The sequence below is a fragment of the Verrucomicrobiia bacterium genome, from assembly GCA_019634625.1.
GTDB lineage: Bacteria > Verrucomicrobiota > Verrucomicrobiia > Limisphaerales > CAIMTB01 > CAIMTB01.
In genome coordinates this window covers 1-22,101 of record JAHCBA010000055.1, presented here as the reverse complement: position 1 = coordinate 22,101, position 22,101 = coordinate 1, and the positions used below count along the sequence as shown (strand labels likewise).

The following is a 22,101-nucleotide window of genomic DNA, read 5'->3' as shown; positions in this document are numbered from 1 at the left end:
GAGTCCTCAACCCAACGCTCCACACCATAGCGGCCTCGTGGAACTCGGCCCTCCGAAGCGCCATTTGGCGGAGTATGCACCTCTGCCCACAACTCCGGGATGCACTGGGTGCCCCCGGGGCACATCTCCGGTTCCTGGAACTCGCCCAAGCCATCCCTCGTGGGGACTCGCACTCAGCCCGAAGGGCGGTACTCGTACTCGTCCACGAACCCGCAGGCACACCCTTTCGATCGCCGCCTTGGCGCCGGCCCGATGGGTTCGATCCTGCCCGAACCTCCCATTCCGCACGGGCACTGGATTTCAGGCTTCAGGCCTCAGGCCTCAGGCTTCAGGCCTCAGGCTTCAGGCTTCAGGCTTCAGGCTTCAGGCTTCAGGCTTCAGGCTTCAGGCTTCAGGCTTCAGGCTTCAGGCTTCAGGCTTCAGGCTTCAGGCTTCAGGCTTCAGGCTTCAGGCTTCAGGTCTCAGGTCTCAGGTCTCAGGTCTCAGGTCTCAGGTTTCAGGCCTCAGACCTCCCATCCCCCCCACACCCCCGCTTGACCCGCCCCCTCCCGATCGCCTATCCGAACGCCGTGATTTCCCCCACCCCCGGGTGCCGGCCGCACCTTCTCCGCCTCATCGCCTGCCTGTTCCCCGCCGCCTTTGTCACCCTCGCGCCGGCCGCCGAAACCCCGACCCTCGTCCACCACGAATCCGTTCTCACCCGGGACGGCATCCCCCTCGCGACCACTGTCCACCTGCCCGACGAATCTTCCCCCGACCACCCTGCCCCCTTTCCAACCATCCTGATCCGCACGCCCTACAACAAGGACGCCGTCGCCGGATTCGCCCGCGATGGCACCCGCCGCGGTTACGCCGTGGTCGCCCAGGATACCCGTGGCCGCTTCGCGTCCCAGGGCGACAACCTCCCCTTCCACCTCGACGGCCCCGACGGCGAAGACACCGTCCGCTGGATCACCCAGCAACCCTGGAGCAACGGTCTGATCGGCACCTGGGGCGGTTCGGCCGCCGCCATCACCCAGTTCCAGCTCGCCGCCACCGGCACGCGCGCCGTCACCGCCCAGTTCCTCGTCGTCGGCGCTCCCAACCTCTACGACGTCGTCTATACCGGCGGCATCTTCCGCAAATCCCTCATCGAGGACTGGCTCCGCGCCACCCAGTTTGCCACCAACGCGCTCTCCATCTGGGTTGGTCACCCCGTGTACAACACCTACTGGCGCCAGCGCGACGCCTCCCGCTACTACGGCCGCATGCGCGCCGCAGCCGTTCATGTCGGGGGCTGGTGGGACATCTTCGCCCAACCGACCCTCGACGCATTCGTCGGGTACCAGAACCACGGACGCCCCGGCGCCCGCGGCCGGCAGCAGCTCCTCATGGGCCCCTGGACCCACGGCGTCCTCCAGGCCAGGGCTGGTGAACTTGCCTTCCCCGGCGGCGATCGCCCCCCCGGCGACCTCCACGACGCCTGGCGCTGGTTCGACCGCATCCTCAAGGGCCTCGACAACGGCGCCGACCGCGATCCCGCCGTCCTCTACTACACCCTCGGCGACGTCACCGATCCCTCCGCCCCCGGCAATGTCTGGCGCACTGCGGATACCTGGCCACCCCTGCCCTTTCACGCCACCCGCCTCTTCCTCCATGGCGACCGCACCCTCTCCTTCCAGACCCCCTCCGCCTCCCCGCCGCTGCGCTTCACCGCCGACCCCGGGAACCCCGTCCCCACCCTGGGCGGCATCCAGCTCACCCTTCCCGCCGGCCCCCGCGACCAGCGCCCCATCGAGTCCCGGGATGATGTCCTGGTCTTCTCCTCGGAACCCCTCCAGGAACCCCTCGAAATCACCGGTCCCGTCCGCGCCCGTCTCTGGATCGCCAGCGACGGACCCGACACCGACTTCTTCGTCCGCCTCTGCGACGTCTATCCCGACGACCGCTCCTTCAACCTCTGCGAAGGGATGCTCCGCGCCCGCTTCCGCCAGGGACTCGACCAGACCCAGCCCCTCGTTCCCAACCGCGTCACCCGCCTTGACATCGACCTCTGGTCCACCAGCGTCGTCTTCAACCGCGGACACCGCCTGCGCGTCCACGTCACCTCCTCCAGCGCCCCAGGGTTCGATCCCAATCCCAACACCGGCGCCCCGTTCCGCGCCGACACCCGGACCCGCATCGCCACCAACTCCGTCTGGGCCGATCCCAAGCGCCCCTCCCACCTCATACTCCCCCTCGTCCGCCCCCGCTGACCCCGCCGTCCTTCCCTCTCACCGCTCCCCCCTCGGGGGCGCCGGACGTCGCCTCATCCCGCGCGCCTGCACCGCCAATCCCAGCACCAGCAGACCCAGGAACACCGCCACTGGCCAGGGCGGTTCCACCGGAATCTGCTCCGTGATCACCGCCGCCCCGGTCAGCGACGAAATCGCGATCAACGCCCAGTCGAACAGCACCATCAGCAGAAACGACCCCACCGCACCCCCGACCACAAACGCCACCCACGGAGGCGCCTCGTCCCACCGATAGTGAAGCACCAGCGCATGGGCGAGATATCCTCCCGCCAGGAATCCCGCCACCGCCACGGCCACCTTCTGCGCCAGCAACGCCAGCAGCGCCCCCAGCAACCCCGCCCCCAGCACTGCGGCCAGCCATCCCCAGCCCGCTGATTCGCCCAGCAACTCCGTCGCCAGCCGGGCCCCAAGAATGAAACCCGTCCCCACCACGAACACCCAGAACAGCCGGCGCCCCAACACCAGCATCGCTCCCCCCAACACCAGCGAAATCGGCATCATGCGGGCCGCACCCTACCGTCCCCCTCCCCGCCTGCCAATCGCCCCATCCTTGGAGTGCGGTGCTCCGCACCGCTTTGGATCCAGGCCCCAGAAACCCACCCAAACCTACCCCCTGCCACAGGGTCCATTCCAGGTCTGCACCACAACCCTGAGCCGCCCCTCGTTCCCCCGCGAAAACCCGCACACGCCTCTTGGAGTGCGGTGCTCCGCACCGCTTTGGATCCAGGCCCCCAGAAACCCACCCGAACCTACCCCCGCCTCCGTCATCACCCATCCCCCCGACCCAAAGCGGCGGGGACCGCCGCACTCCACATCCCGAACATCGTCCCTGCACCCATGGGGCCGTCAGGCTCGAATGGAAACGTCGGCCCGCGGCGGTTCATGATCCCGAATGTGCCGGCTGATCAGTCGATTCCGGACGCAGAACCCCGCTCCCGGTGCCGCCGGATCGCCTCCGCCTTCGACCGCACCTGCAGCTTCTCGTAGATGTGATGCAGATGCGTCCGCACCGTGTGCACGCTCAACCCGAGGTCCATCGCGATCTCCTTGTAGCGCCTCCCCGCGCTCAACCGCTCCAGGACCTCGCGCTCCCGCATGGACAGTTTCTCCGCCTCGCTCCTCCCATCGTCCGGTCGTTCCGCCGAGAAAGCGGCCACGACCTTGCGCGCAATGGAACTCGACATGGGCGCCCCACCGGCATCGAGATCCCGGATGGCCTCGATGAGCGCCTCGGGGCGTGTCTTCTTCACGAGATACCCCGTGGCCCCGGCCTTCAACGCCTCGTACACTAGGGCGTGATCCTCGAAGACGCTCACCATCATGAACTCCGTGTCGGGCATCGCCGGCTTCAAACGCCGGACACACTCGACACCGCTCATCCCGGGAAGATGAATGTCCATCAGCACCACCCGCGGCCGCACCGCAGGCATCGACGCCACCGCTTCCTCGCCCGATCCCCAGTCGCCCACCAGTTCGATGCCGGGCGCCGCCATCAGCACTTCCCGCAACGCCTGCCGCAGCTCGGGCACATCCTCGACGAGACTCACTCGAATGGTTCGATCCACGGGATTCATCGCAGGGATGGACGCGGCGGCCAGGGCACTTCCAGGCAGACCCGGGTACCTGCCCCGCCGGAATCGACGCGCAACTCGCCCCCGTGGCGGCTGAGACGCTCCCGCATGTTGCGCAGCCCGTTGCCACGTCCGTTGCCAGCCCCGGGCTTCAAACCCACTCCGTCATCGCCCAGCTCGATCTGCAGCCGCCCGCCCTGCAGACGCACCGCCAGGTGAACGCGGCTGGCCCGGGCATGCTTGACGACATTGTGCACGGCCTCCCTCAGGGACAGCGCCAGATCCTCCCGAAGCGGGTGATGAACCGGCACGTCGGGCAGCACTGATGGCACCTCGAAATGGCATTCAATGTCCGCCGGCTCCAAGACCTTGCCCACCGTCTCCATCAGGTAATCCACCAGCGGGCCCAGGGCGTCGTTGCTCGGCCGCGTCAGCCACACAATCTCCGCCAGGTGATCCACCAACTCCCCGGCGGTGGCTTCCAGGGTCGCCAGTTGGGCCGAAACCCCGTTCTCACCCTCGCTCAGCACGCGCCTCAACTGCCCGCTCCGCAGCGCCAGCCCCGTCAATTGCCCCCCCATCCGGTCATGCAAATCCTGCGCGATCCGCAGTCGTTCCCGCTGCACCAACTCATTCGCCCGCCGTCGCCACCACCACACCGCAAAGGCCAGCCCAACCGGCACCGCCCCCAGCGGCATCAGGCCCCACACGGAAAAGCCCGCTCTCCCGCCCAAGGCCGCCGCCCCCGTCGCCAACGTCGCCGCCAATGCCTCCCCGGACGACCCGTCAGCCGGTGCCGTCGCGCGGACAGGAAACACGTCCGGGCCGCCCCAGATCACCGTCACCATGCCGTGCCCGGCATTCGGCGCAGTCGGACGGTGAAACGGTCCTGACACCGCCAGGTCGGCGAAACCGTCGCCATTGAAGTCCGCCCCCGCCAGACGCCACCCGAACCGCTGTCCCGCCTCCCAGCCCGCATACTGATTTCGTTCGGTCGCGAGTCCGCCCGGCCCCACGGTAAACACCCGCACCCGACCCTGGGTCGCCAGTTGCTCCTCTCCCCGGGGCATGCCCATCGCCACTTCCATCGCCCCGTCACCATCCATGTCTCCAATCACCGATACAATCCCGCCAAACCAGTCTTCGTGCGATTCCCCTTCAATCCGCCACATCTCCTCCGGCGCCCGTCCCACCGCCACGTCGTACCCGTACACCGCCCCCGGCCACTCGACGTCCCTTCGAGCCCGCGCCCGCCGCCCCGGGGCTCCCACGCAGAATCCCGGATGACGATCCCCCTTCCGCTCCCCCATCGCCTGAACTCTTGCCCCAAACCACATCCCATCCCGTGCCCCCGACAGCGTCCATCGAGCCTCCGGCTCCAGCCCCGACGGACTCCCGAAGTAGGCGCGTACCTGCCCCCGTTCCGTCCCGTTCTCCCCATGCCCCGGCACCCCGACCAGAACATCGTCGAATCCGTCCCCGTTCAGATCCCCCACCCCTGCCAGTCCCAATCCCAGCCGTTCGCCAGGCCCGCTTCCATGGATGGCCCAGTCCGGATGGTCCCCCAGCCCGTCCGGCGATCCGTAATACACCACCACCATCCCCGCCTCCCCTCCCGTCGCCGCCACCCCGAAGCCAACATCGCCGTATCCATCCCCGTTGACATCGCCAACGGAAACGGCACACCCCATGCCCCGAATGATCGGAAGCCGGCTCCCAAGCGCCCACACGGGTTCGCGTCGCCACCCGCCCGGCTCCCCGGCAAACAGCAGCCATCCTCCGAAAAACCCATACCGGACCAGCGGACGCGTGAAGGCAACCACCAGGTCGTCCCACCCGTCCCCGTTCACGTCCCCGACCACCACCACGTCATCTCCGAAGTACGTGTCCGGCAGCGCCCCCGGCAGGCCGAACGTCATCGACCACACACCACCCGCGTCCTCCGCCCGGAACCCAAACACCCCGCCGCTCCGCGCCCCCTGCAACCCTACCGCCCGCGCCCCCACCACCAGCCACGGACGGGAATCGCCCGCCCCGCCCTCCATGACCGCCAGACCACTGCCAAACGAGGCCACCTCGCCGCTCCACACAATCGCCGACCCCACCCCGTACTCGCCCATCTCGAACCGCGGCTCCCACACCCGGTCCGGTGCATGCCAATCCAGACGCAGCCGCTCGACCGGCAAGGACACCGGCGCCGCCCCGTCGGCGGCCATGCCCCACCAGCAGCTCCCGGCCAGCGCCATCGTCCACCCACGCACGCCTGCGATCCTGCCGCGGCGCCGCGCTTCCACACAATCCCCAAGCCAGCGCGCCCGACCTTGCTGAATGGCTACGGCTGGGTCTCCCCCATCTCCCCCGCCCGATACCGGATCACCCGCACCGGTTCCAACGTCACCAACCCGCCCTGCATCATCTCGTCCAGGGCCGGCAGGAACCCGGCGATTTTCTCCTCCGTGTCCACGATCTCGATGACCATGGGCAGATCCATCGACAGCCTCAGGATCTTCGCCGTGTGCAGCCGGCTCGACTTCCCGAAACCCATCGGGCCCCGCAACACCGTCGCCCCCGCCAGATGCCGCTCACGGGCCGCGAGCACGATCGCCTCGTACAGCGGCTGTCCCTTCCACCGGTCGCTTTCCCCGAGGAAAATCCTCAACACCTGCGCGTCGCTCGGAATCTCCATGGTCGTCAGGATCGCCAACCCGCCCACGGCGCCGTCACCGCCATCTGTCCCAGAACCACCGCCGCCAGACACAGCACCACCGACAATCCGGCATTGGCTCCGGCCCGCAGCCATTGCCCATCCTCGATCAGGGCCAGCGTCTGCAGACTGAACGACGAAAACGTCGTGTACCCCCCGCATACCCCGAGCATCAGAAACTGCCGCACCCCCACCGGCATCAGCCCGCGCCCGTCCGGCCCCGTCCATCCCGCCAGGCACCCAATCACAAAACTTCCCGTCACGTTCACCACCAGCGTGCCCCATGGAAACGTCTCCCCAAACTGCCGCGCCACCCACCCCGACAATCCCCATCGCGCCAGACTCCCCAACCCGCCGCCAAGGAACACCCAGATCGCGCCGGTCATGCGACCTCCAGCCATCGTCCCAACCGCGCGTTCATGGTTCAATCCCTCCTGTCCTTCACCACCCGCCGTCGCAACCCAGTGTTCACTGGCGCTCCCATCGCAACCGGAACACACAGTCCGCCGCCTCGATCGGCAGCCGCACCACATGCCGCCCGTTCCGAACCTCCGCCTCCACCCCGGCCGGCGCCCATGCCTCCGCACCCCCCAACGCGCTCGCCGTCTCCAGCACGAATCCCGGATTGGGCGCCGTCCACGACACCTCCACCCCGCCTTCCACCCGCGCCGCCTCGATCAGCGGTTCATGCACCACCTTCAACACAAACCCGTCCGTCCGTCCCCCGCCAAACGTCGCCTGCGCCACATTGGTGCTGCTCACCGGAAACAGCGGCGACAATACCCGGCCCGTGACATAGGTGTTCCCCGCCGCGTCCGCCGCCACGCCGTAGGCCACCTCCTCGCCCGGCGCCCCGTAATAGGTCGTCAGCAACGTCCCGTCCGGATCGATCCACGCCAGAACCAGGTCGGCCGCCCCCCGGTTGGTGGACTGAAGCGATCCCTCCCCGACCCCGGGCAACGTACCCGACGCGCTCTCTCCCACCACATGGGCCCGCCCCCGCCCATCCACCGCCACATCCCACAGCGCATCCACGGCCCCACCCCCGAAGTACGTGCTCGAAACCAGCGTCCCCGCCTCCGTGAACCGCGCCACAAACCCGTCGATGAACCCCGCGTTCGTGCTCTGCAACGATCCCAACGTCGGGAAGTTCGTCGAACCCGTCTCCCCCACCACCCACAACTCCCCCGTCGGCCCCATCCGCCCCCGGTATGCGTAGTCGTTCTCTCCACCGCCAAAATACGTCGCGTATTCCCATGCCTCCGCACCCCCGGCAAGCCGGTAGCCCGCCACAAACCCGTCCGCCTGCCCCCCCGGTTCCGACTGCCATGCCCGTCGCACCGGGAAATTCGTGGACGCCGTGATCCCCACCACATGCGCCATCCCGCCCCAAACCGCCACTCCCTCCGCCGAATCGCGCCCGCTCCCCCCAAGATAACCGCCCCCGAGCACCTCCGTCCCCGCCCCATCCAGCACCACCAGAAACGCATCCGTCCCCCCACCCGCCCCCGCCTGCAACGTCGTCCCCGGCAACGGCAGGTTCGTGGACGTTGTGCTTCCCACCGCCACCACCCGCCCATCCTCCAACACCTCCAGATCGATCACCTGGTCCTCCCCGTCCCCCCCAAACAACGTGGACGACACAATCCCCGATCCGTCCGCCGTCAGCCGCGTCACAAACCCCGACAGCGGCAGCCGGCCCGTGAACCGGTTGGTCAACCCCGGCACCGCCGACATCACCGCCCCGGCCGTGACCGGGAAATTGGTCGAGGACGTGAACCCTCCGATCACCGGTTCGCCCCCCGCCCCAATCGCCAGCGTGAAGGCCCCGTCCAGATCGGATCCCCCCAGATACGTGAACCACTCCACCGCCGTGCCGTCGGCATTCAGCCGCGCCACGAACGCATCCCCCCCAATCCCCGCTTGTCCCCCCAGAAAGACCGGGGACCACGTGTTCGTCGAGAGGATCCGCAGGTTCGACAGCGACGCCGATTCCGTTTCGCCGGCCACCCACACCGACCCATCCCCGTCCACCGCAATGTCCCAGCACTGGTCCACTCCGGACCCACCCAGGAACGTCGCGTAACTCAGAATCGGATCGATCACCAGGGTCCGGTCCCGGTCGTAGTCCCCCAACTCAAATCCAATCGCCCCGTCCTCCTCGATCCGGTACCCCACCCGCACGCTCTCGCGTCCCAGCGGCCCATCCTGAAACGCCACCGGCGCCCGCTGATGCACCATCCCCACCCCCGTCTCGATCCGCAGGCCCCCGTCCTCCCCCAATGTCACCCCGCTCACGCCATCGAAACGCAGTCGCGCCTGCCCGGGATCCGAACCGGGCCCCACCACGAAGTCATACTCCAGCTCGCGCCCATGCCCGTGGAACACCACGTCGATCCCCGGGTACACCTCCGTGTACCGGACCCGACCATACCGGCCCCCGCCCGTCTGCCAGCCGCTCGGATCCTCCCCCCTCAGTCGATGCACCCGTCCCGCCATCGGACCCTCCGGAATCCCCTCCCCCTCGGTCTCCGCCCCCTCGAACCGCAATCGCACCAGGTGAAGCGCCCGCTCCCCTCCCGTCACCCGCTCCCGCCGCCCCGCCCGCTGCCCCGCCTCGTCCGATGTTCCAGACGCCATCCCGCTCCCGCCAGACAACGCCAGCAGCGCCCCGCCGCCCGTCACGTACACCGTGTATCCATCCCCCCTCGCGATGTATCCCGCATCCCCGGGCGCCCGCTCGTCGGCCGGCTCGAAGGCCAGCGGCAGCGACCATCGCTGTGGCACCCCCGACCCCGCAACCGGCAGCGGCGCACGCTCTCCCACGCGGACCGACGCCGACAACAGCGGCATGGAAAGCGACACCTCCGGAATCCGCATCGCCCCGACGGTCGTCCCCCATCCCCCACCGCCGGCCACGAAGGCCATGCCGAGCGCCATGCCCAACGCCGCGCACACCCCTCGCCCATGCGTGCCACCGGTCCAGCCGTCCCGCGGAAAAATCATAGGTGTTTCACCCCCTCAAGGAGGTCCCCGAGTCTGCTGACACCCTTTCCGGAGTGTCAAAGACTTTGCCCTCCGGCGCACCACCCGCCGTGCATCCCGGAGTTGTGGGGAGAGGCGCCCACTTCGCCAGGCGTCGCTCCGGAGGGCCGAGTTCCACGAGGCCGCACCGGTGTGGAGCTTTGGCTTGAGGACTCGCAGGGCTCGTCCCTCCGATTCCCTGCCTCCTCACCCACCACTCCGGGATGCACCCCACCACCCGGGGCGCATCGGCGAGTTGTCGGAAGGCGCAACGAGATCGCGGTCAACATCAGGATGCCAGCCGTATTCAGGATGCCAGCCGTATTACAATCACCCGTTCGGTGTCCCGGCTTTATTGGGGCTGTAGAGGTCAAATTCATTATGCCAGCCTTATTAAAATTACAGATCAACAGTACAGTGCCTGGCTTGTTCTTTCCGAACCGCTCCGGCCCGCCGTCCCTCGTCTCGTTGGTGTCCCGGCCTCACCCGGTCACACCCTTGCACCCATCCCCCTTCGTCCATCCTCAAGCCAATTCGTTCGCCAGGGAATCGGGGCCCCGTCCCCACCCTTCGCCCCAAAAACGAAGCGACCGGACCCCAAAAGGTCCGGTCGCTGCGAAGTTCTGATCAGCAGACCTCCGCCCGGGCGGACGCGGATTGCGCCCACCCGACGGGAAGCGCTGAGATGCTATTGCGACACCCGATAGTAGGCCGCTGCACCGCTGCTGAGCACTGCGTGTGGGCTCGATGCACCCGCCACCGGGGTCCACGGACCGGTCACGGCTGGCGCCGTCTCCAGGGTACCGCCTCCCTCCCAGGCCAGGGTGACGCCCGTCGCGGTGCGGGATACGATGAGCGTCGCGGGATCCGATCCGGGCGCGCTGCCACCCTCCTTGCCAGCCCTGAAGTGCGCCGCGACGCGATCCGCAGGAATGGCCTTGTCGAAGATGGCCACTTCATCGATCTCGCCGGTGAAGTGATTGCCCGACCCGTCGAAGACACCCCCGCCACCGATGCGCACGGAGAAGTCGGAACTCCCGTAGTTGGCCGATGATTGCGTGATCTGGTTGATGAACACGCCGTTGAAGTAGTTCTTGATGCTGGTGCCGTCCGCGATGGTCGCCACGTGATGCCACGTGTTGTCCGGGAAGGTGTAGGTCGTGTCGAGCGACCCGCCGCCCGGCGTCCAGATCTGGATGGTATTCGGATTGATAAACCCGTACTCGACGGCGTCGTTCTGGCCGACAATTCCGATGCGGTTGCCGAAGGTCGTGGGGTCCGAGACCCGGTTGGCCGGCTTCACCCAGTACTCCAGCGTGAAGGCTCCCAGGTTGTTGAGCAGCTGCAACTGCGCATCCAGCCACAGCAGGTCATCCTGCCCGGTGAACCGGGCCGACCGGTTGCTCGCCGCAAAACCGAAGAACTCGCTCGGCCGCGGTCCCTCGCCAAAACTCACGTCGGTCGGCGAGGAATCGTCCGGGCCGAAGCCCGTCATCCACAGCCCGTCCGCCGCCGAACCCGCCGTGCCCAGATTCACCGTCCTCTGGCCGGTCCCTTCCTCGAACCGATAATAGAGGATCGGCCCGTCCGCGAGAATCACGTCGGCATACGACACCACATTCGCGCGGAAGTTCGCCGTCGTTCCCGCCGCCATCGTGTTCCCGTACGGGTCCCGCACCCCGCCCGCGGTCAGCGTGTAGTCTGCCCCGACTGTCAGGGCACTGGTGCTCAACAGCACGGAACTGCCCGACGCCGTGGCCGCCGAAATGGTCACGCCGCCCGAGATCGAGTAGTTCCCTGCCATCCCAGCCGTCGCGACGTCGATCGGCTCATCAAAGGTCACGATCAACGTCGAGACCGAGGTGGCCTGAACCCGGCTGATCCTCGGCGCAAACGTGTCGGCCACATAGGTCACCACCGCTTCTCCGCTGGTCACGGATTCGCCACTCGGGGCGCTGACCACGGCCGTGTAGGTGCCGCTGTCGGCGGCCGAGGCCGAGGCGATGCTGTAGCTGAGGCCGGTGGCGCCCGGAATCGCCGTCCCGTTCCGGTGCCACTGCACCAGCACCGGGAAGTTGTAGGCCGTCGGAGTGACCGACGCCGCGATGCTCAGCACCGCGCTCCGGCCCTGCAGCAACTGGGGAATGCCCTGCGGCTGGCCGGTGATCTGCGGCGTGCCCAGACTGGGCTTGGCATTCACCCCCACCATCGACCCGCCCAGCGGCACCAGCGAACCCGCCGGCGTGGTGTCGCCCTCCCGTCGCACCGCCACCTGCAGGAAATCTCCGCCGCCCCCTTCCTTCACCAACGCCAGAAAGGCGTAACGCTGCCCGCCCGTCAACGGGATCGCCAGCGACGTCTCGTAGGGTTGCCCCATGTCGTCGTCCGGTTCCAGAAACGCCCCGCAACACCCCGTCTCCTCGGCGATCGGTACATCCAGGAACGCATCCGGTGTCGCTCCGCCCGCCGTCGTGTTCAAATAAAAGCGCGAGGCGTCGTCGCTACGGATGAAAAACCGGTACTGCCCGGTCGTCGGCGGAATGAAGAACCCCGTCACCCGCGCCCCATAGTTGTCCCCATACCCGTTCGGCGTGTCGATCGCCCCCAGCAGCGCCACGTTGTCCGGCGCATCCGGATACTTCGGATCGTCCAGCAGAAGATCCACCGCCGTCCCCGCAATGTCGTGGTAGGCCTCGAACTTCACCACGCCCGGCGTGAATTCATTCGCCAGCGACGCCACCGTCAACGTCGCTTCCTCCGACGTCACCGTGCCCACCGAAGTGGTCAGAATGGCCTTGATCTTGGCCCCGTTGTCCGCCGCCACCACCGGCAGGGTCAGCGTGCTGACGTTGCTCCCCGGAATATCCGCGTTGTTCTTCTGCCAGCGGATGCTCGTCAACGTGCCCGGAGGCGGAATGTCAAAACCCACCGAGAACGTCGCCGAACCCCCGGCATACACAAACGCATCCGCAGGCTGCGCCAGGATCACCGGCGCCTGACCCACCTCGAACCCGGAAAGCATGTCCCCCGAAATCGGCAGGAACCCATCGATCGACACCGAAAGGTTGTCCCCGCCGGTGCCTTCCTTCATCAGGGCCTCGATGTAATACGCCCGGCCCTGCACCAGGTTGATCGGAGCCGAAATGTTCTCCGCGTTCGGTCGCCGGTCCGTCCCGAAATAGTCCCGCGGGTTGTTCCATTGAGGTTCGGTCGCAATCCGCACTCTGTTCGCCGGATTCTCGTCCGTGCTCAACCACAATTCGGCGTTGTCGTCGGCGGACAGATAGAACGTATAGGCTTCGGTCGCCGGCGGGTGGAAGTAGCCAATGATCTGCACGCCGTAGTTGTTCTTCACATCCCCCGGCGGCGGCGTGTTGATGTCGGGCGGATCGGCCTGAGGCCACTCGAAGTACGTCGGATAGGCCACCAGGTCCGGACGGTCGGGAAACTTCGCGTTCCCGGTCAGATCGGTGATGGCGGTACCCCCAATGTTCAGGAATTCCTTCGCCTTGATATAGCCCTGTGGCGTCGCCGGTGCGGCGGCTTGTGCAGACATCCACCCGAACGCCGCCGTGAGGCAGGCCAGCGTCCAGAGCTTTCTCCTGGTCGGTTGTGTCATAAAGGTTCGTTATGAATCGGAGTTATTGTCGGCAGGGTTTCTCATTGAGGGCACGATCCCCGTCACTCCGTCATGACGTCTTCGTCACAAACTGCGGGCCTATGCCAGACTCTCTGGCTCGGAATGCGGCGGACGGGCGAGGCTAAGGGTCCGGATTTCACCGTGTCAAGAAGACCTCCGGGATTGGAAATGGCGTATTCGCGCGTCCGCCAGTCACTTCCGCCACGCCGGAATCCGATCCGCCCCCCCCCCAATTCAGCCCCCAACCCGCCGCACCACCCGTCGCGCCCCGAGATACCGCTGCGTCCAGTACGCTTCGCCCAACCCGGCGACAACCACGCCCCGTGACTGGCTCGCATGGGCGAACCGGTCGCCACCCAGCGACAGACCCACATGCGACACCCCGCGCCCCGTGGTCTCGAAAAACACCAGGTCCCCCGGACGCAACTCCCGCCGCGCCACCGCGGTGCCCACCTTGAATTGTTCCGCCGTCGTCCGCGGCAGACGCACCCCGCTCACCCGGAAATGCACCTGCTGCACGAACCCCGAACAGTCCACCCCCCGCTGCGTGTCGCCTCCCCATCGGTACGGCGTCCCCATCCAGCGCTCCACCTCCCGCTCCCAGGCCGATACCGACGGCCCCCGGTCGTGCCGATCCACCTTGCCCCCCGTTCGGCACGACACCCCGCCCAACGCCACACCCAACAACAGCAGCCCCAGGAACCCCCACCCGGCCGGGCCCGGCTTCCCGATGCCCCCCACCTCCCCGCTCCTCATCGTGCTCCTCCCCGCAGATCCTCGGCCAGGGCCCGGGCGAAATAGGTGAGAATCAGATCCGCCCCCGCCCGCTTGATGCCCAGCACCGACTCGTCCCGCGCCGCCTTCAAGTCCAGCCAACCCCGTTCCGATGCCGCGTGCAGCGCCGCGTACTCCCCCGACACCTGATACGCCGCCACCGGCAGACGCGTCGCCTCCCGCAAGGCCCGGATCACGTCGAGATACGGCCCCGCCGGCTTGACCATCAGCAGATCCGCCCCTTCCGCCTCGTCCCGCAAGGCGTCGTCCAGGGCCTCCCGGGCATTGGCCGGATTCAACTGGTAGGTCCGCTTGTCGAGATACGTCCCCCCGGCTGCCGCACGGCTTCCCACCGCGTCCCGAAACGGCCCGTAATAAGCCGAGGCAAACTTGGCCGCATACGAGAGGATCACGGTGTCCTGCCGCCCCGCCCGGTCCAGGGCCGCCCGGATGGCCCCCACCCGGCCGTCCATCATGTCCGACGGCGCCACCCAGTCGCTCCCCGCACCGGCCTGGACCACCGCCATCTCCGCGAGGCGCGCCACCGTCGCGTCATTGTCGATCCGCCCCGTTGCCGCCTCCAATAACCCGTCATGCCCATGATCAGTGTACGGATCGAGCGCCACATCCGTGATCACCGTCAGTCCCGGCACCGCGCGCTTCACCGCCCGCACCGACCGGTTCACAAGGTTGTCCGGGTTCAGTGCCTCGGATCCCCGCGCATCCTTCAATCCCGGTGGCGTCACCGGAAACAGCGCCACCGCCCGCACCCCGAGTTCCGCCAGGACCCCGCATTCCCCAATCAGACCCTCGATCGACCATCGTACCACCCCCGGCAACGACGGCACCGGCACCTGCGCCTCCACGCCGTCGTGCACAAACAACGGCGCAATCAGGTCCTCCACCCCAAGCCGGGTCTCCTCGACCAGCGCCCGCATCCCTTCGCTCAACCGTCGTCGCCGCGATCGCCGCCGCGAATTCCACCCCTCCACCCACGCCTCCATGCCTGACATGCCCCCGATCCTGCCGCGACACCCTCCGGTTGACCAGCCTCCCCGGGTTCCCTTGACCCGCATCAATCCGCACGTCGATCCCAGGCGCTATCTTGACGCCATGGTTGAAACGCTGCCCCCCATTCCCGAACGACCCAAAGGCCTGCCCGACTCCCAAACGGTCGCCATCGACACCTGGGTCCGCGTCCAGCCCGGCGCCATCGTCAGTCGTGAGATCCTTCGTCGCCCCACCGGTACCGTCACGCTCTTCGCCTTCGATGCCGGACAGGGCCTCAGCGAACACACCGCCCCCTTCGATGCCCTCGTTCAGGGCATCTCCGGAGAGGCCCAGATCACCATCGCCGGACAACCTCACACCGTTCGCCCCGGCGAACTGCTCCTCATGCCCGCCGGCCAGCCCCACGCCGTCCTCGCCCGGCAACCCTTCCGCATGATCCTCACGATGATCCGGTCCTGAACCTCAAGCCAGGATCTCCCTCACCACATGGCCCCCCACATCGGTCAGCCGGAAATCCCGGCCCGCGTACCGGTAGGTCAGTTCCTCGTGGTCGAATCCCAGCAGGTGCAGCAACGTCGCGTGCAGGTCATGCACATGCACCGGCTTCTCCACCGCCTGAAATCCGAATTCGTCCGTCGCCCCGTGCACGTGCCCGCCCTTCACCCCCCCACCCGCCAGCCAGACCGTGAAGCCGTAGTGGTTGTGATCCCGTCCCTGCCCGTTGCCCGGTGTCCCCGGCGCAGGTAGTTCCACCGCCGGCGTCCGCCCAAACTCGCCCCCGCACAGGACCAGGGTTTCCTCCAGCAGACCCCTCTGTTCCAGGTCGGTCAGCAACGCCGCAATCCCCTGATCCACTTCCCTCGCCAGTTTCCGGTGCGCGTCGGCGATCATGTCGTGGCTGTCCCAGGGCTGCACGTCCCCGTGGTAGCACTGCACCACCCGCACCCCCCGCTCGACCAGCCGCCGCGCGATCAGCAACTGACGCGCCTGCACCGTGTCCCCGTACATCTCCCGGATCGCCGCCGGTTCCTTGTCCACATCGAATGCGTCCGTCGCCTCCAACTGCATGCGGTACGCCAGCTCGAACGACTGGATGCGCGCCTCAAGCTTCGGATCGTCCCCGCGCCCCCGCTGATGCTCGGCATTGAATTCCGCCAGCAGATCGAGCTGTCGCCGCTGCGCGGCCGGCGTCAGATGCGCATTGACGATGTTCTCGATCAGTTCCTCCGGACGCCGCTTCCTCGTGTCGATGTGCGTCCCCTGGTAAATCCCCGGCAGAAAGGCCGACCGCCAGTTCGACACGTCCGACACCGGCAACCCCGGGCACATGGCGATGAACCCCGGCAGATTCCGGTTCTCCGTCCCCAAACCGTAGGTGATCCACGCACCGTAGCTCGGACGCGACAGCCGCTCGTCCCCGCAGTTCATCAGCCGCATCGACTGCTCGTGATTCGGCGTGTTGGCCTGCATCGACCGGATGAGGCACAGCTTGTCCGCATGCTCCGCCGTCCGGGGAAAAATCTCGCTGATCTCGATCCCGCTCTGCCCGTACCGCTGAAACGCGAAGGGCGACGGTAGCGCCGCCCCCAGCGGCCGTTCGGTGGTCAGGTTCCCCGAGGGAATCACCCGCCCGGCCCACTGCCGCAGCGACGGCTTGGGGTCGAAGGTGTCCACCTGCGAGGGCCCGCCATTCAGATAGATGTGAATGATCCGCTTCGCCCGCGCGGGGTACGGCGGCGGCTTCGGCGCCAGCGGATCCAGTGCTGTCACGCCCTGCACCCGGGGCACCAGCGCCCCCTCCCGGTCGAGGGCCCCCACCAGCCCGAGCAGGCCCAGTCCGGTTCCCATCTGCCGCAGCATCTGGCGCCGGGTCAGGTATCGGGGAGGCAGATGTTCAAACGCGTTCATGGCCGGCTTCGCTTCAGTCGAGAAACACCGCTTCGTTGCTGATCAAAAACACCTGCGCCAGCTGTTCCCACGCCGAAAGCGTCCCCCGCTCCGCCTCGGAATCCCCCTCCCCCTCCACGAAGGCCAGCGCCTTCCGAATCTCACCTTCCTGCGCCCGGCGCCCAAGCACCTGACGCACCATCGCCCCGACCCGCTCCCCGGCCTCCGGGATCCGTTCCGTCGCCGCCGCGAGGGCCTTCGCCTGTTCGATCGTGAACGGCGCGTTCATCGCAAACAACGCCTGCTGCGGCACCGTCGTGTACGGCCGCCGTTCCACGCACTGATCCGGCGTCGCGAAGTCAAAGGCCCGGAACAGCCCCGGCAGATTCTGGCGGTCCACCAGCCCGTACACCGTCCTTCGCCGGTTTCCCGCATCCCCCGCCACATCCACCGGACGCCCGCCCATCGCCGGATCGAGCCTTCCGGAGACGAACAGCAGCGTGTCCCGCATGGCTTCGAGATCGAGGCGCCGCCTTGGATACCCCTCGTACGTCGGACCACCTCCCTCCCCGACCCCGCCCCCGCCGAGGGCTGTCCCCTGGGCGAACGCCCCACTCAACACAATCAACCGATGCAACGGCTTCCACCTCCAGCCTCCGGCCATGAACTCGCTCGCCAGCCAGTCCAGCAGCTCCGGATGCGTCGGCGGATCGCTTCGCGTCCCGAAATCCGAAGGCGACCCCACCAGGGGCTCTCCGAAATGCTGCATCCAGATCCGGTTCACGATCACCCGCGCCGTCAGCGGATTGTCCGGCGATCCGATGGCTTCCGCCAGTTCGAGCCGGCCGCTGTCCCCCGCCCCAAACGGTCGCACCTCGCCCCCGGTCAGCACCCGCGGCACGGACCGCGACACCGCCCGCGTCGGCCTCGATGGATTGCCCCGCGCAAACACCCGCGGCTCATACGGTGCCGAAAGTTCGGTCACCACCATGGCCCGTGCCGGCGGCGCCTGCTCCGCATGCGCCCCCAGCTTGTCGAGGGCCAGCACCAACTGGTTGTACCGGTCCTTCTCCGGCCGCGAGAGATGATCCGGCGTGTCCCGGCGCGGAAACCATACCGGGCTCGAAGGCCCCTTCACCAGCAAGGCCACTTCCTGCACTTCCACCCCTTCGAAGTACGCCTCCTCCCCGCAACTCCGCCCGCCGCGCGCCTCGTCGAGCGCCAGCAGCATCTCCCCATGGCGGCGCGGCACCTCCTCCCGCGAAGCCGGCGGATTCTCCGACAGCCACGCCGCCACCCCGCGATGCCTCGGCCCTTCCCCGGACGGATGCTCCAAGGCCACGGCCAACGCACGTTCCGCCACCTCCCGCGCCCGGTCCGCAAACGTCTCGTCGTCCGCCAGCTCGTTCCACTCCGCCCAAATTCCAAACACCCGGTCCTCAGGGCGGACCCGCTCCGCCAGCAGCCGCCGCGTCTTCAACACCAGCGCCGGACGGAAATCGTCCGGCGTCAGCGACAGCGCAAACTGCGCCGTCTCCGTCAGGTCCGGCCTCGTCGTCGCCGCCCGATGCAGGTAGTCCCCAAGCCTCCCCCGCATCACTCCCAGCAACCGCTCATAATGGACATCCAGATGCTCCTCCAGGGTCGCCAGCGCTCCCGCCAGCTTCCCCTCGAACTCGATCCCCCCGGGCACCAATGACGGCTCCTCAATCAACGGCAGCCGGTACGGCTGCTCGGTCGAGGCGAACACCCCGTACAGCGAGTAGTAATCGTCGATCAGGATGGCGTCGTACTTGTGATCGTGACACCGCGCGCAGGAAACCGTCAGGCCCAGCATCCCCCGGGTCACCGTGTCGATCTGGTCGTCGATCCGGTCGTGCGGGTTGTTGTCGAACAACCGGCCCAGCGTGAGGAACCCCAACCCCGCCAGCCGCCACGCCGGAAGCGGCGGTTCCACCAGGTCGCCCGCGAGTTGATCCCGCACGAAATCCACCAGCGGCAGATCCTCGTTGAAGGCCCGGATCGCATAGTCCCGGTACGTGTACGCATAGGGCCGCACCGCATCGCGCCCATAGAGGAGAACCAGATCCTTGGTGTCCGCATACCGCGCCACATCGAGCCAGTGCCGTCCCCACCGCTCCCCGTACCGCGGGTCCGCCAGCAGCCGGTCCACCACCCGTTCCCGCGCCAACGCCGAATCGTCCCGCTCCAGCGCCTCGACATCCTCAAACGTCGGCGGCAACCCGATCAACCCGTAGGTCACCCGCCGCAGCCACGTCCGCGCCTCCGCCGGCGCCTCGAATCCCCGCCCCTCCGCCTCCAACCGCGCCAGCAGAAACCGGTCCACCGGCGTTCGCACCCGATCCGCATCCCGCACCTCGGGAAGGGCCGGACGCCGGATCGGCTGAAAGGCCCAATGATCCCGCGCTTCCTCGAACGATTGCCCCGGCCGGCCCCAGGCCTCGGTCCCGGGCATCGTGCTGACCCAACACAGTGCCGCCATCAGAATGCTTGAACGGATCCGTCGCATGGGATGTCGGCTGCATGCATCGCAGGGAATCGCCCATCCCGTCAATTCCGCGCTTGTCCCAGGGGCCTCGCGTGCCATAAACCGTCCCCAGCGATGACCTCGTTCCGCCCATCGACCTTCGACATCCCGCCCGTCCCGCCCGTCGGAACCCCGATCCCTGTCATCGCCATTCTCATCGCCGATATCAGCGCGATGATTCCCGTCACGCCGGTTCGCTGAACGCGTTTTCCCCCGAAAACCCCGTTCCGCGACCCGGAACGGGGTTTCGCGCTTCCCAACCCCGAATCTCCCCATACACCCCTCCCCATGAACCCCACTGTCGAGATCTACGACACCACCCTCCGTGACGGCGCCCAGGCCGAAGGCATCAACTTCTCGGTCACCGACAAACTCCGCATCGCCGAGCGTCTCGATCTCTTCGGCATCCATTACATCGAAGGCGGCTGGCCGGGATCGAACCCCAAGGACATGGAGTTCTTCCAACAGGCCGCCCGCCGCTCGTGGCGCACCGCCCGCATTGCCGCCTTCAGCATGACCCGCCGCAAAGGGCTCGCCGTCGAAGCCGATCCCCTCATGCGCCAGATCCTGGAAGCCGAAACCCCGGTGGTCACCATCGTCGGTAAAACCTGGCTCCTCCATGTCACCGAGGTCCTTCGCGCCCAACCCGACGAGAACCTCGCCATGATCGCCGATACCATCCGCTACCTGAAGGACCATGGAAAAATGGTCCTCTACGACGCGGAACACAGCTTCGACGGATACGCCGACGAACCCGAATACGCCCTCGCCACCTGGAAGGCCGCCGCCCAGGCCGGCGCCGCCGGCGTCGTTCTCTGTGACACCAATGGCGGCCGCCTTCCCACCGAGATCGCCCGCATCACCGCCCTCGCCCGCGAATCCCTCCCCTGCCCCGTCGGCATCCATACCCACAACGACTGCGGCTTCGGCGTTGCCAACGCCATCGCCGCCGTCGAAGCCGGCGCCCTCCAGGTCCAGGGCACCATCAACGGCTACGGCGAACGCACCGGGAACTGCAACCTCATCAGCGTCATTCCCACCCTTCACCTCAAGATGGGCCGCCTCGCCGTCCCGCCCGATTCCCTCCCCAAACTCAAGGAACTCTCCGAGTTCGTGGACGAAATCGCCAACGTCCGCCACGACACCCGACAACCGTGGGTCGGTGCCACCGCCTTCGCCCACAAGGGCGGCATGCACGTCCATGCCATCGACCGCGTCGCCCGCAGCTACGAACACATCGTTCCCGAAGCCGTCGGCAATCACCGCCGCGTCCTTGTCAGCGACATGTCCGGCCGCACCAACATCCTCCTGAAAGCCGCGGAACTCGGCTTTCAACTCGCCCCCGACGCCCCCGAAACCCGCACCATCACCGGAAAGGTCAAGACCCTCGAAGCCCAGGGCTACGAATACGAGGCCGCCGAAGCCTCCCTCGCCCTCCTCATCCGCGGCGTCCTCGAACACAACCCCGAACTCTTCTTCACCGTCGAGTCCTACCACGTCTCGATGCGGATGCAGTCCCTTCACCCCCCCGGCATCCAGGACCCGTCCGCAACCCCGGACACCGCACCCTCCCGGCACGGCATCTGCGAGGCCACCGTCAAAGTCCGCGTCGGCAAGGGCGCCTTCTACCACACCGTCGCCGAAGGAGACGGCCCCGTGAACGCGCTCGACAACGCCCTCCGCAAGGCCCTCCTCGAGCCCTTCCCCCAGCTCAAGTCCGTCCGCCTCATCGACTACAAGGTCCGCATCCTCGATGCCGATCCCTACACGACCCAAAGCATCGATGAAGCCCGTCGATCGACCATGGATACCGAGAAGGCATGGGCCGACGACCGCAGCCGACTTGGCAAGAAGGTCATGGCGGCCGCCAGGCAGACCACTGAGGTATCCGCCCAGTATCTGGAACAAGTCCGCGGCACCGCGGCCCGAACCCGGGTCCTCATCGAGGCCACCAACGGGCAGCGCGACTGGGGCACCGTCGGCGTGGACACCAACATCGTCACCGCCAGCCTCCAGGCCCTGGTCGATTCCCTCGAGTACGCCCTCACACTCGACCCTGGATCCCCTTCGCCCTGACTGACAGCGTGCCTGATCAGTCTGCTCCCGGAGGGGCGAATTCCGCGATCCCGCCCAGAGTGTGAACCCATTGCCCTGAACACCCAACTCGCCCCTCCGAACTCCCGTTGGTTCCATGGCCGCCACGACCGCTCCGGTTACCTCTGGGGCGAACCCTTCCGCAGTGTCCTGGTGGAAGACTGTCCCAGCACCCTCCGCGCCATCGCCGTCTGCATCGACCTCAACCCCGTCCGCGCCGGACTGGTCAACCATCCCAAGGACTACCGCTTCTGCGGCTACGCCGCCGCCCTCACCGGCGACAAGGCCATCCGCCGTGACCTCATGGGCTTCAGGGCTTTGGGCTTCATGTATCATGTAATAAGCCAGGCTCGTTAAAGTTGATCCAAGTTTTAATAAGACAGGCCCTTTGTATTGACTCACGGCTTTTTGGATGCACCCTCCTTCCTTTGCCATCCCCCTACACACATGAGAACCCCACGCATCACAGCCGACCCCACACTCCCGGCGGTCTATCACTGCATGTCCCGCGTCGCCGGCCGCCTCCCTCTCCTCGACGATTCTGGCAAGCACAAGCTCCTCAACATCCTCCACCG

General features: G+C 67.3%; 15 protein-coding genes and 1 pseudogene. 5 read left to right on the top strand and 11 right to left on the bottom strand.

What is annotated here, in order from left to right:
• Nucleotides 1–533 precede the first annotated feature (533 nt).
• Entirely contained in the window at nt 534–2,234 is a 1,701-nt protein-coding gene (locus tag KF833_22010) for a CocE/NonD family hydrolase (protein ID MBX3747991.1), read from the top strand.
• An 18-nt stretch (nt 2,235–2,252) separates the two neighbouring features.
• On the opposite strand, the gene KF833_22005 is transcribed toward KF833_22010, so the two are convergent.
• The 9 genes from KF833_22005 to hemB form a co-directional block, all read right to left on the bottom strand.
• A complete protein-coding gene (locus tag KF833_22005) occupies nt 2,253–2,774 on the bottom strand; it encodes a DUF4203 domain-containing protein (protein ID MBX3747990.1) in 522 nt (173 codons plus the stop codon).
• Between the two features lie 404 nt (nt 2,775–3,178).
• The gene (locus tag KF833_22000; GenBank protein MBX3747989.1) at nt 3,179–3,847 is read right to left on the bottom strand and encodes a response regulator transcription factor; all 669 of its coding nucleotides are present in this window, start codon (nt 3,845–3,847) and stop codon (nt 3,179–3,181) included.
• Nucleotides 3,844–6,105, bottom strand: coding sequence for an FG-GAP repeat protein (locus KF833_21995; protein MBX3747988.1), 2,262 nt, complete (start codon nt 6,103–6,105; stop codon nt 3,844–3,846). Before KF833_21995 ends, KF833_22000 begins: the two co-directional genes overlap by 4 nt.
• Before the next feature lie 71 nt (nt 6,106–6,176).
• Nucleotides 6,177–6,530: a DUF190 domain-containing protein gene (locus KF833_21990; protein MBX3747987.1), complete on the bottom strand. Its 354-nt coding sequence runs from the start codon at nt 6,528–6,530 to the stop codon at nt 6,177–6,179.
• 5 nt (nt 6,531–6,535) lie between these two features.
• On the bottom strand, nt 6,536–6,934 hold the full coding sequence (gene crcB / locus KF833_21985; GenBank protein MBX3747986.1) for a fluoride efflux transporter CrcB: 399 nt from the start codon (nt 6,932–6,934) through the stop codon (nt 6,536–6,538).
• 82 nt (nt 6,935–7,016) lie between these two features.
• Nucleotides 7,017–9,554, bottom strand: coding sequence for a hypothetical protein (locus KF833_21980; protein MBX3747985.1), 2,538 nt, complete (start codon nt 9,552–9,554; stop codon nt 7,017–7,019).
• A gap of 706 nt (nt 9,555–10,260) precedes the next feature.
• Nucleotides 10,261–13,191 (bottom strand): Ig-like domain-containing protein, encoded by a 2,931-nt coding sequence (locus tag KF833_21975; protein MBX3747984.1) that lies wholly within the window; start codon nt 13,189–13,191, stop codon nt 10,261–10,263.
• 255 nt (nt 13,192–13,446) lie between these two features.
• Nucleotides 13,447–13,968, bottom strand: a complete 522-nt coding sequence (locus KF833_21970) for a C40 family peptidase (GenBank protein MBX3747983.1) — start codon at nt 13,966–13,968, stop codon at nt 13,447–13,449.
• Nucleotides 13,965–14,999, bottom strand: coding sequence for a porphobilinogen synthase (hemB, locus tag KF833_21965; GenBank protein ID MBX3747982.1), 1,035 nt, complete (start codon nt 14,997–14,999; stop codon nt 13,965–13,967). The genes KF833_21970 and hemB overlap by 4 nt, the downstream gene beginning before the upstream one ends.
• Before the next feature lie 100 nt (nt 15,000–15,099).
• Here hemB and KF833_21960 point away from each other — a divergent pair, with 100 nt between their 5' ends.
• A complete protein-coding gene (locus tag KF833_21960) occupies nt 15,100–15,456 on the top strand; it encodes a cupin domain-containing protein (protein MBX3747981.1) in 357 nt (118 codons plus the stop codon).
• Between the two features lie 3 nt (nt 15,457–15,459).
• Here the strand turns inward: KF833_21960 and KF833_21955 are convergent, their stop codons facing one another.
• Both KF833_21955 and KF833_21950 read right to left on the bottom strand, forming a co-directional pair.
• The gene (locus KF833_21955) at nt 15,460–16,857 is read right to left on the bottom strand and encodes a DUF1501 domain-containing protein (protein ID MBX3747980.1); all 1,398 of its coding nucleotides are present in this window, start codon (nt 16,855–16,857) and stop codon (nt 15,460–15,462) included.
• Nucleotides 16,858–16,918: 61 nt separating this feature from the next.
• Nucleotides 16,919–19,387 carry a DUF1553 domain-containing protein gene (locus KF833_21950; GenBank protein MBX3747979.1) on the bottom strand — a complete coding sequence of 823 codons (2,469 nt, stop codon included), beginning with the start codon at nt 19,385–19,387 and terminating at the stop codon, nt 16,919–16,921.
• Between the two features lie 333 nt (nt 19,388–19,720).
• On the opposite strand from KF833_21950, the pseudogene cimA reads away from it, so the two are divergent.
• The 3 genes and pseudogenes from cimA to KF833_21935 all read left to right on the top strand — a co-directional run bounded on the left by cimA (nt 19,721) and on the right by KF833_21935 (nt 21,883).
• Nucleotides 19,721–21,190, top strand: a pseudogene (gene cimA / locus KF833_21945) (citramalate synthase).
• A 45-nt stretch (nt 21,191–21,235) separates the two neighbouring features.
• Nucleotides 21,236–21,508 (top strand): hypothetical protein, encoded by a 273-nt coding sequence (locus tag KF833_21940; protein MBX3747978.1) that lies wholly within the window; start codon nt 21,236–21,238, stop codon nt 21,506–21,508.
• 171 nt (nt 21,509–21,679) lie between these two features.
• Nucleotides 21,680–21,883: a hypothetical protein gene (locus KF833_21935; GenBank protein ID MBX3747977.1), complete on the top strand. Its 204-nt coding sequence runs from the start codon at nt 21,680–21,682 to the stop codon at nt 21,881–21,883.
• Nucleotides 21,884–22,101 lie beyond the last annotated feature (218 nt).